General features: G+C 70.1%; 21 protein-coding genes, 1 tRNA gene and 1 riboswitch. Of the genes, 12 read left to right on the plus strand and 10 right to left on the minus strand.

The annotated features are described in order from the left end of the window. Positions 1 to 62 precede the first annotated feature (62 nt). Positions 63 to 1,325, minus strand: a complete 1,263-nt coding sequence (locus ABZ865_RS27990; protein WP_361235985.1) for a DUF445 domain-containing protein — start codon at positions 1,323 to 1,325, stop codon at positions 63 to 65. Between the two features lie 314 nt (positions 1,326 to 1,639). Between ABZ865_RS27990 and ABZ865_RS27995 the strand changes: the two genes are divergently transcribed. Together ABZ865_RS27995 and rdgB are read left to right on the plus strand one after the other, a co-directional pair. After that, positions 1,640 to 2,974 (plus strand): SGNH/GDSL hydrolase family protein, encoded by a 1,335-nt coding sequence (locus ABZ865_RS27995; RefSeq protein WP_361236368.1) that lies wholly within the window; start codon positions 1,640 to 1,642, stop codon positions 2,972 to 2,974. Positions 2,975 to 3,020: 46 nt separating this feature from the next. Further along, the gene (gene rdgB / locus ABZ865_RS28000; protein WP_361235988.1) at positions 3,021 to 3,623 is read left to right on the plus strand and encodes an RdgB/HAM1 family non-canonical purine NTP pyrophosphatase; all 603 of its coding nucleotides are present in this window, start codon (positions 3,021 to 3,023) and stop codon (positions 3,621 to 3,623) included. Positions 3,624 to 3,678: 55 nt separating this feature from the next. On the opposite strand, the gene ABZ865_RS28005 is transcribed toward rdgB, so the two are convergent. The 4 genes from ABZ865_RS28005 to bcp all read right to left on the minus strand — a co-directional run bounded on the left by ABZ865_RS28005 (position 3,679) and on the right by bcp (position 5,852). Further along, positions 3,679 to 3,754, minus strand: a tRNA-Leu gene (locus ABZ865_RS28005). Between the two features lie 10 nt (positions 3,755 to 3,764). Then, the gene (locus ABZ865_RS28010) at positions 3,765 to 4,625 is read right to left on the minus strand and encodes an HNH endonuclease (RefSeq protein ID WP_361235991.1); all 861 of its coding nucleotides are present in this window, start codon (positions 4,623 to 4,625) and stop codon (positions 3,765 to 3,767) included. Beyond that, positions 4,622 to 5,248, minus strand: coding sequence for an HNH endonuclease (locus ABZ865_RS28015; RefSeq protein ID WP_361235994.1), 627 nt, complete (start codon positions 5,246 to 5,248; stop codon positions 4,622 to 4,624). Before ABZ865_RS28015 ends, ABZ865_RS28010 begins: the two co-directional genes overlap by 4 nt. A 136-nt stretch (positions 5,249 to 5,384) precedes the next feature. Then, entirely contained in the window at positions 5,385 to 5,852 is a 468-nt protein-coding gene (bcp, locus tag ABZ865_RS28020; RefSeq protein ID WP_361235997.1) for a thioredoxin-dependent thiol peroxidase, read from the minus strand. A gap of 93 nt (positions 5,853 to 5,945) precedes the next feature. Here bcp and ABZ865_RS28025 point away from each other — a divergent pair, with 93 nt between their 5' ends. The 3 genes from ABZ865_RS28025 (at position 5,946) to ABZ865_RS28035 (ending at position 7,168) form a co-directional block, all read left to right on the plus strand. After that, the gene (locus ABZ865_RS28025) at positions 5,946 to 6,275 is read left to right on the plus strand and encodes a DUF3618 domain-containing protein (protein ID WP_361236000.1); all 330 of its coding nucleotides are present in this window, start codon (positions 5,946 to 5,948) and stop codon (positions 6,273 to 6,275) included. Between the two features lie 43 nt (positions 6,276 to 6,318). Further along, positions 6,319 to 6,678: a co-chaperone GroES gene (locus ABZ865_RS28030; RefSeq protein WP_361236003.1), complete on the plus strand. Its 360-nt coding sequence runs from the start codon at positions 6,319 to 6,321 to the stop codon at positions 6,676 to 6,678. A gap of 57 nt (positions 6,679 to 6,735) precedes the next feature. Next, positions 6,736 to 6,810: riboswitch (guanidine-III (ykkC-III) riboswitch) on the plus strand. Positions 6,811 to 6,847: 37 nt separating this feature from the next. Beyond that, on the plus strand, positions 6,848 to 7,168 hold the full coding sequence (locus ABZ865_RS28035) for a multidrug efflux SMR transporter (protein ID WP_361236006.1): 321 nt from the start codon (positions 6,848 to 6,850) through the stop codon (positions 7,166 to 7,168). On the opposite strand, the gene ABZ865_RS28040 is transcribed toward ABZ865_RS28035, so the two are convergent. After that, positions 7,162 to 9,960 carry a transglycosylase domain-containing protein gene (locus ABZ865_RS28040; protein WP_361236371.1) on the minus strand — a complete coding sequence of 933 codons (2,799 nt, stop codon included), beginning with the start codon at positions 9,958 to 9,960 and terminating at the stop codon, positions 7,162 to 7,164. The two genes, ABZ865_RS28035 and ABZ865_RS28040, sit on opposite strands and share 7 nt — an antisense overlap. A gap of 1,195 nt (positions 9,961 to 11,155) precedes the next feature. On the opposite strand from ABZ865_RS28040, the gene ABZ865_RS28045 reads away from it, so the two are divergent. From ABZ865_RS28045 to ABZ865_RS28060, 4 genes are read left to right on the plus strand one after another with little or no spacing between them, the layout of a single operon-like run. After that, on the plus strand, positions 11,156 to 11,956 hold the full coding sequence (locus tag ABZ865_RS28045; protein ID WP_361236009.1) for an ABC-2 family transporter protein: 801 nt from the start codon (positions 11,156 to 11,158) through the stop codon (positions 11,954 to 11,956). 49 nt (positions 11,957 to 12,005) lie between these two features. Continuing rightward, entirely contained in the window at positions 12,006 to 12,770 is a 765-nt protein-coding gene (locus tag ABZ865_RS28050; RefSeq protein ID WP_361236374.1) for an ABC transporter permease, read from the plus strand. Between the two features lie 11 nt (positions 12,771 to 12,781). Then, entirely contained in the window at positions 12,782 to 13,750 is a 969-nt protein-coding gene (locus ABZ865_RS28055) for an ABC transporter ATP-binding protein (protein WP_361236012.1), read from the plus strand. 9 nt (positions 13,751 to 13,759) lie between these two features. Continuing rightward, positions 13,760 to 14,512, plus strand: a complete 753-nt coding sequence (locus tag ABZ865_RS28060; protein WP_361236015.1) for a DUF1707 domain-containing protein — start codon at positions 13,760 to 13,762, stop codon at positions 14,510 to 14,512. A 43-nt stretch (positions 14,513 to 14,555) separates the two neighbouring features. Here the strand turns inward: ABZ865_RS28060 and ABZ865_RS28065 are convergent, their stop codons facing one another. The 3 genes from ABZ865_RS28065 to ABZ865_RS28075 form a co-directional block, all read right to left on the minus strand. Beyond that, positions 14,556 to 14,957 carry a hypothetical protein gene (locus ABZ865_RS28065; protein WP_361236018.1) on the minus strand — a complete coding sequence of 134 codons (402 nt, stop codon included), beginning with the start codon at positions 14,955 to 14,957 and terminating at the stop codon, positions 14,556 to 14,558. 125 nt (positions 14,958 to 15,082) lie between these two features. Further along, complete coding sequence (gene rph / locus ABZ865_RS28070) at positions 15,083 to 15,820, minus strand: ribonuclease PH (RefSeq protein ID WP_361236021.1); 738 nt, start codon at positions 15,818 to 15,820, stop codon at positions 15,083 to 15,085. Between the two features lie 79 nt (positions 15,821 to 15,899). Continuing rightward, positions 15,900 to 16,133, minus strand: coding sequence for a glucose PTS transporter subunit EIIB (locus tag ABZ865_RS28075; RefSeq protein ID WP_014672981.1), 234 nt, complete (start codon positions 16,131 to 16,133; stop codon positions 15,900 to 15,902). Between the two features lie 186 nt (positions 16,134 to 16,319). Here ABZ865_RS28075 and ABZ865_RS28080 point away from each other — a divergent pair, with 186 nt between their 5' ends. After that, complete coding sequence (locus ABZ865_RS28080; RefSeq protein WP_361236025.1) at positions 16,320 to 17,612, plus strand: PTS transporter subunit EIIC; 1,293 nt, start codon at positions 16,320 to 16,322, stop codon at positions 17,610 to 17,612. Between the two features lie 208 nt (positions 17,613 to 17,820). Next, positions 17,821 to 19,068 (plus strand): PTS transporter subunit EIIC, encoded by a 1,248-nt coding sequence (locus ABZ865_RS28085; protein ID WP_361236028.1) that lies wholly within the window; start codon positions 17,821 to 17,823, stop codon positions 19,066 to 19,068. Between the two features lie 73 nt (positions 19,069 to 19,141). Here ABZ865_RS28085 and ABZ865_RS28090 read toward each other — a convergent pair whose 3' ends face one another. Beyond that, positions 19,142 to 19,894, minus strand: a complete 753-nt coding sequence (locus ABZ865_RS28090; RefSeq protein ID WP_361236031.1) for an MBL fold metallo-hydrolase — start codon at positions 19,892 to 19,894, stop codon at positions 19,142 to 19,144. 217 nt (positions 19,895 to 20,111) lie between these two features. On the opposite strand from ABZ865_RS28090, the gene ABZ865_RS28095 reads away from it, so the two are divergent. Beyond that, positions 20,112 to 20,570 carry a type II toxin-antitoxin system PemK/MazF family toxin gene (locus ABZ865_RS28095; RefSeq protein ID WP_361236034.1) on the plus strand — a complete coding sequence of 153 codons (459 nt, stop codon included), beginning with the start codon at positions 20,112 to 20,114 and terminating at the stop codon, positions 20,568 to 20,570. Positions 20,571 to 20,572 lie beyond the last annotated feature (2 nt).

A 20,572-nucleotide genomic window follows, 5' to 3' on the forward strand; every position in this document is an offset into this window, starting at 1 on the left:
TCGGCTCAGGCAGCTCATGCAGCTCAGGCAGCTCACACGGCACACGCGGCCCACCCCGCTGCTCACGCACCCAGCGTCTGCGTCACCGTGTAGATCAGCAACCCCGCCAACGATCCCACCACCGTGCCGTTGATCCGGATGAACTGCAGGTCGCGGCCGATGTGGGCCTCGATCTTGCGGGTGGTGTGCTCGGCGTCCCAGCCGGCCACGGTGTCGGTGATCAGGGAGGTGATCTCCTTGCGGTACGTGGTCACGACGTGGACCGCCGCGCCCTCGACCCAGCTGTCGACCTTGTCCTGCACCTTCGGCTCGGTCGCCATCCGCGTGCCGAGGGAGAGCAAGGCGGCCCGCACGCGGAGGCGCAGCTCGCTGCGCTCGTCCTCGGCCGCCGCGACGATCATGGAGCGTACGGCGCCCCACGCGGACGCGATCAGGTCCTGCACCTCGCCACGACCCAGCACCTCGGTCTTCAGGCGCTCCACGCGCTCGCGTGTGTCCGTGTCGGACTGCAGGTCGGAGGCGAAGTCGTTGAGGAAGCGGTCGAGGGCGCCGCGGGCCGGGTGGGAGGGCATGTCGCGCATCTCGGTGACGAAACGCCGCAGCTCCTTGTAGACGCGCTCGCCGACCTTGCGGTCCACGAAGCGCGGGGTCCAGCCCGGGGCCCCGCCCTCCACGGCGTCCATGATCTCGCCTTGGTGCAGCACCAGCCAGTCGTGGGCGCGGGTCACCAGCAGGTCCACGGCACGTCTGTGGCCGCCGTCGGCGACGACCTTCTCCAGCATCTTGCCGATGCCGGGCGCGATCTCCTGCGCGTCCGCCCGCCGGGTGATCGCCTCCCCCACGACCGCCTGCACATCGGAGTCGCGCAGCACGGTCAGGGCGCCCCTGAGCGCCGTGGCCAGCTCGGCGGTCACGCGGTCGGCGTGCTCGGGCTCGGCCAGCCAGGCGCCCAGCCGGCTGCCGATGCCGACGGCGCGCAGGCGCTGTCGTACGACGTCCTCTGAGAGGAAGTTCTCGCCGACGAACTCGCCGAGGGAGATGCCGAGCTGATCCTTCTTGGTGGGGATGATCGCGGTGTGCGGGATGGGCAGGCCCAGCGGGTGCCGGAACAGCGCGGTCACCGCGAACCAGTCGGCCAGCGCGCCGACCATGCCGGCCTCGGCGGCCGCCGCCACATAGCCCGCCCAGGCGCCCGCGCCCTCCTCGGAGGCCCACTTCGCCAGGACGTACACCACCGCCACGAACAGCAGCATCCCGGTGGCGGTGAGTTTCATGCGCCGCACCCCGCGCCGGCGCTCCTCGTCGGCGGGAGTGAAGGCGGTCATGGTCCGGTAGGACGGGGTGCCACCCGAGGCTCCTGGGGCCCCCGGCGTCCCTGGTGTTCCCCGTGTTTCCGTTTCCGTGCGTTCCATCTCGCTCCGCCCGTTCGGTGATCCCGCACACACATTGTCCCTTCCTGCACGACTCCCGGAACGGAACAGGAGTTCCCGGCGTCTGTCGGAAAGGAGTTTTGGGCAGGGTCCTGTCAGCTCTGCCAGACCCATGAAGGATCATGGGCTCATCACATCGGAGCCTCGGGCTCCCACCTCCCGAGGAGAACAACAAAAGCGTGACCAAGCGTCATGACGGCGGTGCGGGGATGACCCCCGCACGGCACATTGCGGTGCTGAGTGCGCTCGTCGCGCTCGTCGTGGCCCTGTCCGCCGCCATCTACGTCACCGTGGCCGCCGACGACGGCACCCCGCGCAACACCCTCGCCGGCAACCGCCCCCACCGCGGCTCCACGGTCGCCCCCGCCTCCACCGGCACCTGGGTCGGCTCCTGGGCCACGGCGCCCGTGGGCGGCGAACCGGGCACCGAGACCGAGGGCCTCGCCGGCCACTCGGTGCGCAACGTCGTCCACGCGAGCACCGGCGGGACGAGCGCCCGCATCACGCTGTCCAACCTCTACGGCCAGACCCCGCTGACCATCACGCACGCCTCCCTCGCCCTCGCCGCCGGAACCGGCACCGCGGCGGCCGACGCGGAGACGATGCGCCGCCTCACCTTCGACGGCGGCACCGGCGTCGTCATCCCGCCCGGCGGCCAGGTGCTCAGCGACGCCGTGCGGATCGTCATCCCGCACGACACGGACGTCCTGGTCACCACCTACTCCCCCACCCCGTCCGGCCCGGTCACCTACCACCCGCACGCCCGGCAGGTGTCGTACGTCGCCGAGGGCGACCGCACCGAAGACGCGACCGGCACGCCGTACACCGAACAGACCCAGTACTGGCGCTATCTGACGGCCCTTGACGTGCTGAGCAACGAGGCCGACGGCACGGTCGTCGTGTTCGGCGACTCCATCACCGACGGCATAACCTCCACCGTCGGCGCCAACCGCCGCTGGACCGACGTCCTCGCGGGCCGCCTGCGCACCGCCCTGGAAAGCGGCCAGACCCTGCCCCGCTACGGCGTCGTCAACGAAGGCATCAGCGGCAACCGCGTCCTCACCGACGGCCTCGGCCGGCCCGCCGAGAACCAGAGCGGACTCGGCCGCTTCGGCCGCGACGCGCTCTCCCGCACCGACGTCAAGGTCGTCGTCATCGACCTCGGTATCAACGACATCCTGCGCACGCCCGGAGTCGCCGACCCGGACCGGATCACCGAAGGACTTCGCACCCTGGTCCGGCAGGCCCACGCCCGCGGACTGAAGGTCGTCGGCGCCACCCTGATGCCCTTCCGCGGCCGCGACGGCTGGACCCCCGCCCGGGAGGCGGTACGCCAGCAGGTCAACGCCCGGATCCGGGCCGAGGGCGTGTACGACGCCGTCGTCGACTTCGACCGGGCCCTGAGGGACCCGTACGACCCCCGCCGGCTGCGCCCCGAGTACGACTCCGGCGACCATCTGCACCCCAGCGACCTGGGCTTCCGCAGAATGGGCGAGGTCTTCGACCTGAGCACGCTGAAGGGAGCGGGGCAGGCCGAGCTGTAGCCGGCCGGGTCAGCAGGCTCCCCGCGAGCCCCGGGATACTGGCCCCATGACCCGCTTGATCCTCGCCACCCGCAACGCCGGAAAGATCGCCGAGCTGAGGGCCATCCTCGCCGAGGCAGGACTGCCGCACGAACTGGTCGGCGCCGACGCCTTCCCCGACATCCCCGACGTCAAGGAGACCGGCGTCACCTTCGCCGAGAACGCCCTCCTCAAGGCCCACGCCCTCGCCCAGGCCACCGGACTGCCCGCCGTCGCCGACGACTCCGGTCTCTGCGTCGACGTCCTGAACGGCGCCCCCGGCATCTTCTCCGCCCGCTGGGCCGGCCGCCACGGCGACGACAAGGCCAACCTGGACCTGCTCCTCGCCCAGCTCACCGACATCGACGACACCCACCGAGGCGCCCACTTCGCCTGCGCCGCGGCCCTGGCCCTGCCGGACGGGCGGGAACGCGTGGTCGAGGGGCAGCTGAGGGGAGTCCTGCGCCATGCCCCGTCGGGGACCAACGGCTTCGGCTACGACCCGATCCTCCAGCCGGACGGCGAGACGCGGACGTGCGCCGAGCTGACCCCGGCCGAGAAGAACGCGATCAGCCACCGCGGCAAAGCCTTCCGGGCCCTGGTGCCGGTGGTTCGGGAGCTGATGGGCTGAGATTGCGGAGAGGCCCCGCACCTTTGAAACGAAGGTGCGGGGCCTACTTTTTCTGTGGGCCCGGTGGGACTCGAACCCACGACACACCGGACCTAAACCGGCGCCCTCTTGGCCAGCTGGGGTACGGGCCCGCAGCGCCGCCTACTCTACCGGCCCTCGGCGAGCCAGTGTGCGACAAGATCGATTCGCGTAGGTGTCCGTCTGGCTGTGGCAGGAAGGGCACAGATACCGGAGGTTTTCGCGGCGGTTGTCCAGCCAGTCACCGCTGATGTGATCGATCTCCAGCACCAGGCGCTTGCCTTGCCAGATGTCGCTGATGCCGCACCCAGCGCAGATGTGCGGCACACCGAGGTCGTCGAGGGCGCGTCGCAGCAGGGCGGTCTTGGTGCGGTTCGAACCTGGTTCCTCTCGTCGCAGAATCTGGTCGGCGGACTTTCGATGCCGAGATACGGAGCCGCGAAAGTGGCCTTGCCCGGTGAAGTGACCAGTGGCGATACCGTGCGCCTCCAGACTGCGCTTTACTCGTGCGCGGGCGGCGCCATTGGTATCGCGGTAGCCGAGGATCTTGAGCAGGCTGGAAACGCTGGTGGCTCGTGCGGCCGCCGAAGCGAGAACGTCCCGGGGAAGGTCTTCGAGACTGCGCCCCCGTCCACGGGTGAAGTGCGATGTGTCGATTCCGAATTGGTCCAGTCGCCTTCTGACGAGCCCATAGGGACTGTCCTCGGGCGGATAGCCCAGGTACTCGAACATCTCGCGAATGCTGTGCGACCGGGCTGCCGCCTCTTCCAGCAGTTCGCGTGCGTAGGACCGCTTCTCCCGGGGCGGGAGTGGCTCTTCGACGAAGTGCGAGGTGTCGATTCCGTAGTGCTCCAGTCTGTGGCGCAGGTAGCTCCGAGGACCGCTGCCCAATGGCGTGCCCAGCCGTCGCATCAGATCCACCAGGCTGGCCGAGACGGCGGCGGTCCTCATCAGCTGGTCCCTGGGGTACTTGGGAGTACTCATGCGCCCCTCCGCCTCCGGCGTCCCCGGTAAGTGTCGGTCGTAGCGTGACAGTTGGGACACAGCAGCCGCAGATTCTCCGGGCGGTTGTCCCACCAGTCACCGCTGATGTGGTCGACCTCGAGGCGGAGCGGTTTACTGTTCCACTCCGGTCCTGTGCCGCACACCGCGCAGACCTCACGGACTCCAATTCGCAGAAGCTCTCGGAGCAGCCGCTGACCAGGGAGCCTTCCGTCTTCGGGGCTGCGCAGGGTGAGCAGGCCGCCGAGTGATCCCTTCGGGCGCCGCTTGCCTGCAGGTGTGAAGTGCCGGGTGTCGATTCCGAGCGCAGCGATGCGGCGACTGATGTGCGTTTGGTTGCCCCCTACCTGGCTGATTCCGAGATGGCGCACGACGTCCTTGATGCTGGTCGACACCGCCACGGCCGCGCGTAGGCGCTCTTCCGTATGCCGGATCTGGTTCGTCGCGAGGTGCGAGATGTCTACGCCCGCCTCGGCCATCTTCTCGCGCAGGTAGCGCCTGCTCCCGGGAGTTGGTCTGCCGCCGCACCACCGAACGGCGTCGTCGATGTGCCCCGTCTCGCGGGCGGCTTCCTCCAGCAGTTCGCGGGTGTACCTGACGGCCATGCCCCCTCCGTTCCGGCTGCACGTTCGCAGCTCGTACGGAGTAACGAACCGGTTATCGGACAGTCACGCACGGAAATGAGGAAGCGGCTCGTGCCGGGTTGTTCCGGTGCGAGCCGCCTGTGGGGGATTCAGGTCCTCAGATGCCCAGGTCCTTGATGATCTTGGCTACGTGGCCGGTGGCGCGGACGTTGTAGAGGGCGCGTTCGACGTGGCCCTGTTCGTCGACGATGATCGTGGAGCGGATGACGCCCATGTACGTCTTGCCGTAGTTCTTCTTCTCGCCATAGGCGGCGTAGGCCTCGGTGACCTTCTTGTCCGGGTCGGCCAGCAGCGTGACCTTCAGGGACTCCTTGTCGCGGAACTTCGCGAGCTTCTCCGGCTGGTCGGGGCTGATGCCGATCACGTCGTAGCCCGCGGAGGCCAGGACCTCCAGGTTGTCCGTGAAGTCGCAGGCCTGCTTGGTGCAGCCCGGGGTCAGGGCGGCGGGGTAGAAGTAGACGATGACCTTGCGGCCCTTGTGGGAGGAAAGGGACACCTCGTTGCCGTCGGCGTCGGGGAGGGTGAAGGCGGGGGCCACGTCCCCCGGCTGGAGTCGCTCGCTCATCTGGCCAGCGTAACCGGGGCCCCTTGCGGTGCGCCGGGAGGAGAAGCTGACAGACTGTCCGGAACAGCATCAGGAGACTTCGGAGGCCGTACGGTGGCGGACACGTCGGACACCAGAACCCCGGCGCAGATCGAGGCGGACATCAAGCGCCGCCGTGACGTGCTGGCCGAGACGCTCGACGAGATCGGGGTGCGGGTGCATCCGAAGACGATCGTCGGAGACGCCAAGGCGAAGGTCGTCGCGAACCTCGACCACACGGTGGGCCGAGCGTATGTGCAGGTCAATCGGGTGGTGAGCGAGGTCCGGGCGCAGTTCGTCGACGAGAAGGGCGGGCTGCGGATGGAGCGGGTCGTGCCGGCCGCGCTGCTGGCCGTCGGTGTCGTCGGGCTGCTCGCCGTGGGCTCCCGGCGGCGCAGGGGCTGACCCGGACGCGTACAGGTGTGGTGAGGACAGGTAGGTTCGAGGCGTGAGCGCCAAGAGAAACGAGCAGAGCACCCCCCAGCACGACAAGCTGCCGATCCGGATGCTGCACGACCGGGTTCTCGTGCGGCAGGAGACCGGTGAGGGTGAGCGGCGGTCCGGGGGCGGCATCCTGATTCCCGCGACCGCGGCGGTCGGGCGGCGGCTGGCCTGGGCCGAGGTCGTCGCGGTCGGGCAGAACGTACGGACTGTGGAGCCCGGTGACCGGGTTCTGTTCGATCCGGAGGACCGGGCCGAGGTCGAGGTGCGGGGCGTGGCGTACGTGCTCATGCGTGAGCGTGATCTGCACGCGGTGGCCGCGGACCGGTTCGAGGGGTCGCAGGACTCCACGGGCCTGTATCTGTAGAGCAGCGACAGCGACAGCGACCGAAGGGGCTGGTGATCGTCGTCACCGGCCCCTTTTGCATGCCTTTTGCTATGTTCGGAAGGGAGCCCGACGAGACGCGCCGTACCGGGATGCAGGCAAAGACGACGCACCGGAAGAAGTGTCGTCGTTCGTCTCGGAGGTGCCTGTCATGGCCTGGGTTCTGCTCGTCGTCGCCGGTCTGCTGGAGGTCGGCTGGTCGATCGGCATGAAGTACACCGACGGGTTCACGCGGGTCGTGCCCAGTGTGCTCACCGGTGCCGGGATCGCCGCCAGCATGGTGCTGCTGTCGTACGCCGCGAGGTCGCTTCCCATCGGTACGGCCTATGGCGTGTGGGTGGGGATCGGGGCGGCTGGGGCGGCGGTGCTCGGCATGGTGGTGCTGGGTGAGCCGGTCACCGCCGCCCGGGTGTTCTTCGTGTGTCTGCTGCTGGTCGCCGTGGTGGGGCTGAAGGCGACCAGCGGTCACTGACGTCGGCTGGTGAGCTGTTGGCCTCCGGGGCCCGCTGTGGTGCCTGTCGTGGTGCCGCCGTCGGTGGTCGTGCCGGTGGTGCCTCCGCCGATCGTGCCGCCGCCCGGGGTGCCGGCGGTGGTTCCGCCGTCGGCCGTGCCGCCTCCGGTGGTGGTGCCGCCCGCGGGCGTGCCGCCGGTCGTGGTCCCGCCGCCGGTGGTGGTCGCTCCGCCGTCGGTGGTGGTGCCGGTGGTGGTGCCGCCGTTGACCTGGCCGCCGTCGGTCGGCGTGCCGCCGCCGGTGGGGGTGCCGGAGGGGGTTCCGGTGGTGCCGCCGTTGTCCTGGCCGCCGCTGTCCGTGCCGGGCGTGGGGCTCGGGGACCGGGTGCCCGGAGCCTGAATCTCGGCGCCCTGCTGCAGCTGGAGGTCGAAGTCGGTGGCCGGCTTGCCCTGCAGCGCGTCCCGCGTGTACTGGGCCCAGATCTCGGTCGGGGCGCCGCCGCCGTTGATGCGCGGCAGGCCGAGCGCGCCGTACAGCGGCTTGTGGGCGGCGGTCACCGGGTCCTGGCCCATCACGGAGACCACGGTCGCCAGGTCGGGGGTGTAGCCCGCGAACCAGGCGGCGGTGTCCTCCTCGGCGGTGCCGGTCTTGCCCGCGGCCGGGCGGCCCGCCGCCTGCGCGGCGGTGGCGGTGCCGCTCTGGACGACGCTCTGCAGGATGGACGTGGTGGTGTCGGCGGCCTCGCGGCTGACGGCCTGCTTGATCTTCCGGTCGGGCAGCTGGACCTGCTCGTTGCCCTCCTTGGCGATCTTCTCGATCATCGTGTACGTGCCATGCTTGCCGTGGTTGGCGAGGGTGGCGTAGGCCTCGGCCATGTCGAGGACGCTGGCGTTGGCGGTGCCGAGGGCGATGGACGGGTACGGCTGGAGGTCCTTGGTGCCCTCGGGGATGCCGAGGTCGACGGCGGTCTGCTTGACCTTGGCGGGGCCGACGTCGACGGCCATCTGCGCGTACACGGAGTTCACCGACAGGTCGGTGGCCTTGCGGACGGTGATGTCGCCGTAGGACTTGGAGTCCTCGTTCTCGGGGGCGTAGGGGCCGCCGCTCCAGCCCTGGACGGGCCGCTTGTTGGTGCCGTCGTAGTAGGTGTTCGGGGTGATGGTCTGGCCGCCCTGGGTGGTCGAGCCGTTCTGGACCGCCGAGGTGAACACGAAGGGCTTGAAGGTGGAGCCGACCTGGAAGTCACCGCGGGTGGCGCCGTTGGTGTACTGCTTCACGTAGTCGATGCCGCCGTACAGGGCGACGATCTTCCCGGTCTTCGGGTCGACGGAGGCGCCGCCGGCGCGGACGGAGGCGTCGACCTTGTTGTTCTTCTTGTCCAGCTTGGACATCAGCCGGTCGTTCACGGCCTTGACGAAGGCGTCCTGCTTGTCCTTCTGGATGGTGGTGGTGATGCGGTAACCGCCGCGCTCCAGCTGCTCCTTGGTGAGGATGTTGTTCTCGGTGAGGTAGTCCTTGACCGCCTCGACGAGGTAACCGCGCTGGCCGGACAGGCCGGTGGAGATGGTCTGTTCCTTCGGCATCGGGAACTTCATGCCGGCACGCTCGGACGCGCTGAGCCAGCCCTTGGAGACCATGCCGTCGAGGACGTAGTTCCAGCGGGCGAGGGCGGCGGGCTTGTTCTCCGGGTGCGCCACGACGTCGTACTCGCTCGGCGCGTTGACGAGCGCGGCGAGGTAGGCGGCGCGGGCCGGGTCGAGGTCGATGGCGTCCCTGCTGTAGTAGGCCTGGGCCGCGGCCTGGATGCCGTAGGCGTTGCGGCCGAAGTAGCTGGTGTTGAGGTAGCCCTCGAAGATCTCGTCCTTGGACTTGTTGCGGTCCAGCTTGATGGCGATGAAGAACTCCTTGGCCTTACGGGTGACCGTCTGTTCCTGGGCCAGGTAGTAGTTCTTCACGTACTGCTGGGTGATGGTGGAGCCGGACTGCTTGCCCTTGCCGGTGGCCGTGTTCCAGCCGGCGCGGATCATCGCCTTGGGGTCGACCGCGGACTCGGTGTAGAAGTCCCGGTCCTCGGCAGCCAGTACGGCGTGCTGGGCGTCCTTGGAGACCTGGGCGAGGGTGACGTTCTCGCGGTTGATCTTGCCGTCGCGGGCGAGCTGGGAGCCGTCGGCGTAGAGGTAGACGTTGCTCTGCTTGGTGGCCATGGCGTTGGCGGGCGGGATCTTCACGAGGGAGTACCCGAGGAAGAAGAGCCCCATGAGCAGCAGGACGCCGACGAGGAAGGTGCCGAGCACCATGCGCCAGGTGGGGATGATCCGCCGCCATCCGGTGCGCTTGCGGCGCTTGGGCTTCTTGCCGTTGCCGTCGCCGCTGCCGCCGGTCGCGGGGGCGGCGGGGTCGGTGGCGGGGGTGGTGGGGGCACCGGCGGACGGGGAGGCCGCGGAGGCCGCCGGGGTGGCGCCGGTACGGGAGGCGTGGGGCGAGGGGGCCGTGGAGGCGGCCGGGGACGCGGGTCCGGACGGGCTCGCCGCCGCGGGCTTGCCCGCCTGGGCGGCGGCACCCGCGAGTCCGGCCCGGGCAGCCCTGGCAGCGGCGCCGGCACTGGCTGCGTGAGCCGCACCGGCCCCGGCACCAGCACCGATACCTCCGCTCTGGGAGGCGCCGGAAGCGGGCTTGCCGCCCTGGCCGGGCTGCGCCGAGTCGCCCTTCCGCGGCGCGTTCACCCGCCGCAGCACCTGAGTCGTCTCGGGAGCCTGCCCCTCCCCCGCCTGCTTGGGCACGCCGGTTCCCTGCGGCGCCTTGATACGCCGCAGAACCTGGGTGCTTTCCGCCGACTGGGGCTGGTCGGAGGACTGGTGCTTCTTCGGTGCCTCGGGCTTCTCGGAGGCCGGCCCCTGGTCGGCGGCGCGGCCGCCTCCCGTGTCGGAGCGGCCGGCGCCGGTCGGTGTGGAAGGCTGCTGCGTCGGCGCCTGCGACTGCTCGGCGGCCTGGCCGCCCGCGTCGGGCCGCCCGGCCCGGCCCGCCTGCGCCGCACGGCGCACCTGGTCCAGCCGACCGGTGCGGGCCGCCGGAATGGTCGGGTTCTGGGAGGTCCGGGTCGCCTGGGCTGCCCGGTCCTCCGCCGGGGACGTCTCGCCCGCGGCCGGACGACCGGCACCGGGCCGACCATCTCGGTCCGCCGGGCCGCGCTCGGCCCGGCCACCCGAAGCCGCCGAACCCGACTGCGCCCCGCCACCCGAGGTCGCCGAACCCGACGACTGTGCCCGGGCAGCCGAATCCGCCCGGTCGCCGTCACGGCCCGAGGGCCCCGCCTGATTCCGTTCCGCCTGATTCCGTGACGACTGATTCCGTTCCGGCCGGTCCGCTCCGGGTACCCGGCCGCCCAGCCCCTCGGCCTCGCGCTGCTCGCCCGGGCCGCCCGGCCTCCGGCCGCTCCGCTCGGCACCCTCGCCGGACCCATTGCCCGATCCCCTGCCGGACCCCTCACCGGGGCCCTTGGCGGAGTCCTCACCGGAGCCCTTGGCTGAGCCCGCACCGGCGCCCTTGGCTGAGCCCGCACCGGCGCCCTTGCCGGAGTCCTTGGCGGAACCGGAGTCCTCGGTGGATCGCTCGGCCGCTGCGGCGGGCCGCTCGACGCCTCGCTCGGTGCCTCGGTCGGCTCCCTCGGGCCGGCGCCGGGTGGGCGAAATCGCCGCGTCCGTGGGCGGGTTCTCGCGGTGGCCCGGCTTTCCGGGTTCCTCAGCCGGCAGCGGTTTTCTCGGCGCCCCGCCCTCGTTCGGCTGCTGCGGCTGCGGCTCGTCGCTCATGTCGTGCACGGACTCCTGTTTCGTCGTACGTTCCCGTACGCCTCGTACGCCTTCTGCGCCCCCAGTTTGAAGACTCTCGCACCTGGCGATCCGTTCCCGGATTCCGGCACGCTTCCGGGACGGAAATTGCGTGGCCGGCAGCCTCGCCTCCGGACTAGGCTCCTGCGCTTCGGTGTCGAGCGGTCCCGGGAGGTGGACTGGCGTGGGCGCGGGACGGTTGTACGTGGCCGTCGCAGCGGGGGGATTCAGACGGTACGCGACGTATCGGGCCGCCACTGCGGCAGGGGTGTTCACCAACACGGTCTTCGGGCTGATCCTCGTCTACACGTATCGCGCGCTGTGGGACGAGCGGCCGCATCTGGGCGGGTACGACCAGGCCCAGGCCGTGACCTACGTGTGGCTGGGGCAGGCGCTCCTGTCGACGCTCGCGATCGGCGGCGGAGGCGTCGAGGACGAGTTGATGGAACGCATCCGTACGGGGGATGTGGCGATCGATCTGTACCGGCCCGTCGATCTGCAGTTGTGGTGGCTCGCGGCGGATCTCGGCCGGGCCTTCTTCCAGTTGGTGGGGCGGGGTGTGATCCCGTTCCTGTTCGGGGCGCTGTTCTTCCCGGCGTATCTGCCGACGGACGCGGGCACCTGGGCGGCCTTCGCCGTGGCCGTGGTGCTGGCGATGCTGGTCGGGTTCGGGATCCGGTACCTGGTGGCGCTGAGCGCGTTCTGGCTGCTGGACGGCACGGGGGTGTCGCAGATGGCGTGGCTGCTGGCGTTCTTCTGCTCGGGCATGCTGCTGCCGCTGAACGTCTTCCCGGGCGCGTTCGGGGAGGTCGTACGGGCTCTGCCGTGGTCCTCGCTGCTCCAGGCGCCGGCGGATGTGCTGCTGGGGCAGGCGGATCCGCTGGGTACGTATCTGTTCCAGACGGCGTGGGCGGTGGCGCTGCTCGGCCTGGGGCGGCTGGTGCAGTCCGTGGCGACGCGGCGGGTGGTGGTCCAGGGTGGGTGAGCGCGGCCGCCTGGTGGAGGGGGCGCGGGCGTACTGGTTGATCGCGGGGATGTGGGTGCGGTCGACGATGGCCTATCGCGCCTCGTTCGCGATGACGACGTTCGGGAACTTCGCGGCGACCTTCTTCGACTTCGTCGCGATCATGCTGATGTTCTCGCGGGTGGACGCGCTGGGCGGCTATGCGCTGCCGGAGGTGGCGTTCCTGTACGGGATGTCGGCGCTGTCCTTCGGGCTGGCCGATCTGATGATCGGTTCGATGGACCGGCTGGGGCGCCGGGTGCGGGACGGCACGCTGGACTCGCTGCTGGTGCGGCCGGCGCCGGTGCTGGCGCAGGTGGCGGCGGACCGGTTCGGGCTGCGGCGGCTGGGGCGGGTGTTGCAGGGGTCGCTGGTGCTGGGCTGGGCGCTGACCCGGGTGGACATCGACTGGACGGCGGCGAAGCTGCTGCTGATGCCGGTGATGGTGGTGAGCGGCTTCGGGATCTTCTGCGCGGTGTTCGTGGCGGGGGCGGCGTTCCAGTTCGTGGCGCAGGACGCCTCCGAGGTGCAGAACGCCTTCACGTACGGCGGGACGACGCTGTTGCAGTATCCGCCGACGATCTTCGCGAAGGAGCTGGTGCGCGGGGTGACGTTCGTGCTGCCGCTGGCCTTCGTCAACTGGCTGCCCGGCACCTATGTGCTGGGGCGGCCGTATCCGCTGGGGCTGCCGGAGTGGACGGCGTTCACGTCTCCGCTGGTGGCGGTGGCGTGCTGCGCGCTGGCGGGGCTCGCGTGGCGGGCGGGACTTCGTTCGTATCGGAGCACGGGGAGCTAGGAGTCAGCGCGATGGCGGACAGTGACTTCATCGCATTGGAGAAGGTCGAGAAGGTCTTCGAGGTGCGCAAGAAGACCGGGTTCCTGAAGCGGGAGCGGCGGCAGGTGCGGGCGGTGGACTCGATCTCGTTCACCGTGGCGCGCGGCGAGATGGTCGGCTACATCGGTCCGAACGGCGCCGGGAAGTCGACGACGATCAAGATGCTGACCGGCATCCTGACGCCGAGCGCGGGCCGGCTGCGGGTGGCGGGGATCGATCCGTCGCGGGAGCGGACGCGGCTCGCGCACCGGATCGGGGTGGTGTTCGGGCAGCGGACCACGCTGTGGTGGGACCTGCCGCTGATCGATTCGTACCGGCTGGCGCATCGCATGTACCGGATCCCGGACGCCCGTTACCGGGAGAACCTGGACCGGTGTGTCGAACTCCTGGAGCTGGGCGCGCTGCTGGACGTGCCGGTGCGGCAGTTGTCGCTGGGGCAGCGGATGCGCGGGGACATCGCGGCGGCGCTGCTGCACGATCCGGAGGTGCTGTACCTGGACGAGCCGACGATCGGTCTGGATGTCGTGTCGAAGGCGAAGGTGCGGGGGTTCCTGAAGGAGTTGAACGGCGAGCGCGGGACGACCGTGCTGCTGACCACCCATGACCTGCAGGACATCGAGCAGTTGTGCTCGCGGGTGATGGTGATCGACCACGGGCGGCTGATGTACGACGGCCCGCTCGCCGGGCTGCACGAGGCCGGGGACGGTGAGCGGACGCTGGTGGTGGACCTGGAGCGGGAGTTGCCGCCGATCGAGGTGCCGTCGGCGCGGGTGGTGCGGGTGGAGGGGCCGCGGCAGTGGCTGGCGTTCCCGGCGGGGCAGTCGGCGGCGCCGCTCGTGGCGCACATCGCGGCGGGGTATCCGCTGGTGGACCTGTCGGTGCGGGAGCCGGACATCGAGGCCGTCATCGCGAAGATGTACGCCGAGAAGGCGGTCTCGTAGGCTGATTTCATGACCGACGACGCAGTCCCGGACCTTCGTGCCTCCGCTGCCGCCCCGGACCTTCCTGCCTCCGCTGCCGCTCCGGACCTTCGTGCCTCCGACGCCGATCGTGAGCGGGTGGCCGAGGTGCTGCGGGACGCCGTCGCCGAGGGGCGGCTGGACATGGAGGAGTTCGAGGAGCGGCTGGAGGCGACGTACAAGGCGCGTACGTACGCCGAGTTGGCGCCGCTGACCCGTGATCTGCCGGTGGCCGGGGTCGTGGCGCCGGGCCCGGTCTCCTTCAGCAAGGAGCCGGTGGAGAGCGGGAGTTGGGCGGGCCGGATCGTGGGCGGTGAGGGCACGTCCACGGGTGCGTTCGCGGTGCTGTCGGGGTTCGAGCGCAGGGGGCGCTGGACGGTGCCGAAGCGGTTCAACTGCTTCGCGTTCTGCGGGGGCGGCGAGATCGATCTGCGGGAGGCGAACTTCGCCGACCGCGAGGTCGAGATCAACTGTGTGGCGATCATGGGCGGGATGCAGGTGATCGTGCCGCCGGGCGTCGAGGTCGTCGTGCGCGGCATCGGCGTCATGGGCGGGTTCGAGCACCCCGACTGGGACGAGCCCGGTGAGCCGGGCGCTCCGCGCGTGATCATCGGCGGCTTCGCCTTCTGGGGCGGCGTCGGTGTGGAGCGCAAGATCACGCGTGCGGAACGGCGCCGCCTGAAGGAGCAGCGCCGCCAGGAGCGGCTGGAGCGCAAGGAGCGGCGCAAGCTCGAGGGGCACTGAGACCGAGTAGGCGCCGTTCCCGCTCGTCCGGGGTCGATCCGCCTTACGGCGTGCAGACCTTGGTGAGTTCGCCCGCCGCGTCCGTGACCGGGCTGACGTCGGGGTTCTTGTCGCCGTTCTTGATGGCGGTGCGGACGTTGTCGACGGCCTTGCTGAGGTCGTCGACGGCCTTGTTGACGTCGGCGTTGTCGGTCTTGTCGCCGATCTTCTTGAGGTCCTGCTGGATGGAGTCCAGGGAGTCGTCGGCCTGGGTCGGGTCGTTCGCGGCGTTCTCCACGGCCTGCTGGAGGTCGGTGACGCTGTCGGCTATCGAGTCGGCGGTCTGCACGCAGTCCAGGGCCTTGTTCACGGCGTCGCAGCCGGTGGTGAGGCCGATGGTGAACGCGGCGGTCGCCACGACGGCGGCGACGGTGGTGAGACGGCCTCTGCGACGACTGGCGGCCATGGTGGTGTTTCCTCCCCTTTTCATGGTTGGCGGGCGCACGGTGATCCGCCGTGCGCCCGTATCCATAGGGACGCCGGGGAGGAGACGGGGGTTGCCGTCCCGTACCCCTCGTTTTGGCGCGCCCTTTACTTTGCGAGGGCGGCGCCCAGGGCGGCCTTCTGGAGCGCGGTCAGCTCGGCGCAGCCGGCGACGGCGAGGTCGAGCAGGGAGTTGAGCTCATCGCGGGCGAAGGGTGCGGCCTCGGCGGTGCCCTGGACCTCGACGAAGCGGCCGTCGCCGGTGCAGACGACGTTCATGTCGGTCTCGGCGCGCACGTCCTCCTCGTAGCAGAGGTCGAGGAGCGGGACGCCGCCGACGATGCCGACGGAGACGGCGCCGACGGTGCCGGTGAGCGGCTGGCGGCCGGCCTTGATCAGCTTCTTGCCCTGGGCCCAGGCGACGGCGTCGGCGAGCGCGACGTACGCGCCGGTGATCGCCGCCGTACGCGTGCCGCCGTCGGCCTGGAGGACGTCGCAGTCGAGGACGATGGTGTTCTCGCCGAGCGCCTTGTAGTCGACGACGGCGCGCAGGGAGCGGCCGATGAGGCGGGAGATCTCGTGGGTGCGGCCGCCGATCTTGCCCTTGACGGACTCGCGGTCGCCGCGGGTGTTGGTGGAGCGGGGCAGCATGGCGTACTCCGCGGTGACCCAGCCCTCGCCGCTGCCCTTGCGCCAGCGCGGGACTCCTTCGGTGACCGAGGCGGTGCAGAAGACCTTGGTGTCGCCGAAGGAGACGAGGACGGAGCCCTCGGCGTGCTTGCTCCAGCCGCGTTCGATGGTGACCGGGCGGAGCTGTTCGGGGGTACGGCCGTCGATTCGAGACATGGCGATGAGCCTATCCGGAGCGACGGAAGGGGCTCCTCCCGCGGCGGGAAGAGCCCCTGTCCTGGTGAACCCGGTGGGCTCACATCATGTCTTCGATCTCCGCGGCGATCGGGTCGGCGTCGGTGCCGATGACGACCTGGATGGCGGTGCCCATCTTGACGACGCCGTGGGCTCCGGCGGCCTTCAGGGCGGCCTCGTCGACCAGCGCGGGGTCGGACACCTCGGTGCGCAGCCGCGTGATGCAGCCCTCGATCTCCTCGATGTTGTCGATGCCGCCGAGGCCGGCGACGATCTTCTCAGCCTTGCTGGCCATGCTCGTACTCCCTGATCCGAACCGCTTTGTCGCAGTAACCCACAGTTGGCCCATCTTCGCGAGCGGTCATGCCGTGCGTGCCGAAGGATGGCGATCACGACAGCGGAACCGTCCGCCAACTGGTCTACACCACCGTAGGGACGGTCGCCAAACCGCGTCCGAGTCGAGCGGTCCGGGAGGACGTCCATGAGCGCCGACAGCACGGTCAGCCCCGCGCGCGCCCGATGGAACACCCTCTTTCAGGGCCTGCAGAAGATGGGCCGCAGCCTGCAGCTGCCGATCGCGGTGCTGCCGGCGGCGGGCATTCTGATCGGCCTGGGCCAGCCGGACCTGGTCGGCGCCAAGGGGCTGGGCTGGACGACCGTCTCCAACGTGATGCTGGGCGCGGGCGGTGCCCTGCTCGACGGGTCGCTCGGACTGCCGCTGCTGTTCTGCGTGGGCGTGGCCATCGGCATGGCGAAGAAGTCGGACGGCTCGACCGCGCTGGCGGCGGTGGCGGGCTTTCTCGTCTACTACGGCGTGCTGCACCGTTTCCCGGCGGACTGCCCGGTGGGCTCGAAGGCGATCCAGGACGTGGGCTGCCAGGTGGTGCGGGACGGGTCGGTGACGCCGTTCACCTTCCAGAACCCGGGGGTGTTCGGCGGCATCGTGATCGGTCTGCTGGCCGCGTTCTTCTGGGCCCGCTTCCACCGCACCAGGCTGGTGGACTGGCTGGGCTTCTTCAACGGGCGCCGGCTGGTGCCGATCATCATGGCGTTCGTGGCCATCGTCTTCGCGGCGCTGTGCCTGTGGATCTGGCCGCCGGTCGGCAGCGCGCTGGAGAGCTTCGGGCACTGGCTCCGGGACGCGGGGGCGTGGGGCGCGGGCATCTTCGGGGTCGCCAACCGGGCGCTGCTCGTCATCGGTCTGCACCAGTTCCTGAACGTGCCCATCTGGTTCCAGTTCGGCACCTACAGGGCGCCCGACGGGCATGTGGTGCACGGCGACATCAACATGTTCCTGGCGGGCGACCCGAACGCGGGGCAGTTCACCTCGGGCTTCTTCCCGATCATGATGTTCGCGCTGCCGGCCGCCGCGCTGGCCATCACGCACTGCGCCAAGCCGCACCGGCGCAAGGAGGTGGGCGGGCTGATGCTGTCGGTGGCGCTGACGTCGTTCGTCACGGGCATCACCGAGCCGATCGAGTACTCCTTCCTGTTCATCGCGCCCGTGCTGTACGCCGTGCACGCGGTGCTCACCGGGGTGTCGATGGCGGTGACGTGGGGGCTCGGGGTGCACGACGGCTTCAGCTTCTCGGCGGGCCTGATCGACTACGTCATCAACTGGAACCTGGCGACGAAGCCGTGGGCGATCATCCCGATCGGGTTGTGCTTCGCCGTCGTGTACTACGTCGTCTTCCGCTTCGCGATCACCACGTTCGATCTGAAGACGCCGGGCCGGGAGCCGGAGGAGGAGGTGGAGGACGTCACCAAGCTCTGACAGCCCCGGCCTCACCAGGCATCCAGGCCCTCGGACCACCCGGTCCGGGGGCCTTCGTCATGCCCCCGCCAGGCCACGACGAGCCTCCGGCCGGGCACTCCGCGTAGCCCTCCGGTTGCGGATTTCACGGGTTCCTTATACCCGGACCCTCGTGCTACAACAGGTCTACACCACTGAGTGGTGTAGACCACCACCCGTTGGAGGAACCATGAGCACCGCCACCGCAACGGCGGCCCCCACAAAGAAGTGGGGATCTGGCCTGTTCCAGGGCCTGCAGAAGGTCGGCCGCAGTCTCCAGCTCCCGATCGCCGTGCTGCCGGCGGCGGGTCTGCTGCTCCGCTTCGGCCAGCAGGACATCCACGACAAGCTGCACCTGCCCGACAAGGTCACGGCAGTGTTCGCCACGGCGGGTGGCGCGATCTTCGACAACCTTCCGATGCTGTTCTGCATCGGTGTCGCGATCGGCTTCGCCAAGAAGTCGGACGGCTCGACCGCGCTGGCCGCCCTGGTCGGCTTCCTGGTCTACAGCAACGTCCTCAAGGCGTTCCCGGTCACCGAGGCGCAGGTCCAGAAGGGCGCGGACATAGCCGCGACCTACAACAACCCGGGTGTGCTGGGCGGCCTGGTGATGGGTCTGCTCGGCGCCGTGGTCTGGCAGCGCTTCCATCGCACCAGGCTGGTGGACTGGCTGGGCTTCTTCAACGGCCGCCGGCTCGTCCCGATCATCATGGCCTTCGTGGGCACGCTCATGGGCGTCTTCTTCGGCCTGGTCTGGGAGCCGATCGGCGAGGGCATCTCGAACTTCGGTGAGTGGATCACCGGTCTGGGCGCCTTCGGTGCCGGTCTGTTCGGTCTGATCAACCGCGCGCTGATCCCGGTCGGCATGCACCAGTTCGTGAACACCGTCTCCTGGTTCCAGATCGGCGACTTCAAGGACGCGTCCGGCGCCATCGTCCACGGTGACCTGACCCGCTTCTTCGCCGGTGACCCGTCCGCGGGCCAGTTCATGTCCGGCTTCTTCCCGATCATGATGTTCGGCCTCCCGGCCGCCGCCCTTGCCATCGCGCACACCGCCCGCCCGGAGCGCCGCTCGGCCGTGATGGGCATGATGATGTCGATGGCGCTGACCTCCTTCGTGACCGGTGTCACCGAGCCGATCGAGTTCACGTTCATGTTCATCGCGCCGATCCTGTACGCGATCCACGCGGTGCTCACCGCCCTGTCCATGGCGATCACCTGGGCGCTCGGGGTGCACGCGGGCTTCACCTTCTCCGCGGGCGTCATCGACTACGGGCTCAACTGGAACCTGGCGACCAAGCCCTGGCTGATCATCCCGATCGGCCTGGTCTTCGGAGCGATCTACTACGTCGTCTTCCGCTTCGCGATCATCAAGTTCAACCTCCCCACCCCGGGCCGCGAGCCCGAGGAGGAGGTCGAGGACCTCACCAAGGCGTGAGGCCCGCCGCCACGGCATGACGAAGGCCCCGGAACCCGCCGTTCGGTTCCGGGGCCTTCGGCGTGCGTGGGGGTCAGAGTTCGTACGTCGTCCGCGGGGCGGCCAGTTCGACCGGGCCGGGGAAGGCCTCGCGGGCGTCCGCGAGGTTGACCTGGGGGTCGGTCCACGGGGGGATGTGGGTGAGGACGAGGCGGCGGGCGCCCGCGCGGGCCGCCGACTCGCCCGCCTCGCGACCGTTGAGGTGCAGGTCGGGGATGTTCTCCTTGCCGTGCGTGAACGCGGCCTCGCACAGGAACAGGTCGGTGTCGCGGGCCAGCGCGTCCAGCGCCTCGCTGACGCCCGTGTCACCGGAGTACGTGAGGGACTTCCCGGCGTGCTCGATCCGGATGGCGTACGCCTCCACGGGATGACGGACCCGCTCGGTGTGCACCGTGAACGGGCCGATCTCGAACGTGGACGGCTTCACCGTGTGGAAGTCGAAGACCTCGCTCATGGAGGACGCGGAGGGGACGTCGTCGTACGCCGTGGTCAAACGGTGTTCGGTGCCCTCGGGGCCGTACACCGGGATCGGTTCGCAGCGGCCGCCGTCGTGGCGGTAGTAGCGCGCGACGAAGTACGCCAGCATGTCGATGCAGTGGTCGGCGTGCAGATGGCTGAGGAAGATCGCGTCGAGGTCGTAGAGACCGCAGTGGCGCTGCAGCTCGCCGAGGGCGCCGTTGCCCATGTCGAGAAGCAGCCGGAAGCCGTCGGCCTCGACGAGGTAGCTCGAACAGGCCGATTCCGCGGACGGGAACGACCCCGAGCAGCCGACGACGGTGAGCTTCATGAAGCAGAAACCTCCGTTGGCGGAAACCGATGGGCAGGGGGGATGACAGGGGTCGTGCGGTTCGTCGAGCGTAAGGCGCGAAAGCACGGGTCGCTCCTCCGCCAGGGGCCGTTGTGGGCGAACTCACCTGTGCTGTCACCGGTTCGGCTGGACCCGGGGTGCGTGAGAACAGACAGAGGGCGCGCGTTGTGCGGCGCGCGCCGGTAACGTCGAGACCATGGACACGTCCTGGTGGCTGGCGCTCGCGGCGGTGGTACTGCTCGCGCTGGTCGCCACGCTCGTCGACGGCTGGGGCCGCGGCCGCCGGCCCGGCGGGCGACGGCTGCGGCCGCCCGGGCTCCCCGGCGGCCGGGACCGGACGGCGGCCCGCCCGCGTCCCGGCGACATCTGGTGGGCGAGCGTGCCCTACGAGGACCGCCCGGACGTGAAGGACCGGCCCTGTCTGGTGCTGGCCGTGCGCGGCAACCGGGCCACGGTCGCGAAGATCACCAGCAAGTACCACGACGAGCGCGCCGGGGTGATCCCGCTGCCGCCCGGCGCGGTCGGCGACGCCCAGGGCCGCCCCAGCTTCCTGCGGACCGACGAGCTGCGCGAGGTGCCGGTCGGCGACTTCCGGCGACGGGTGGGTGTGGTGGACCCCGTTCTGTGGGACCAGGTACGGCACCTCGCCCGTTGACC

Source organism: Streptomyces sp. NPDC047085 (genome assembly GCF_040643735.1).
Taxonomy (GTDB): domain Bacteria; phylum Actinomycetota; class Actinomycetes; order Streptomycetales; family Streptomycetaceae; genus Streptomyces.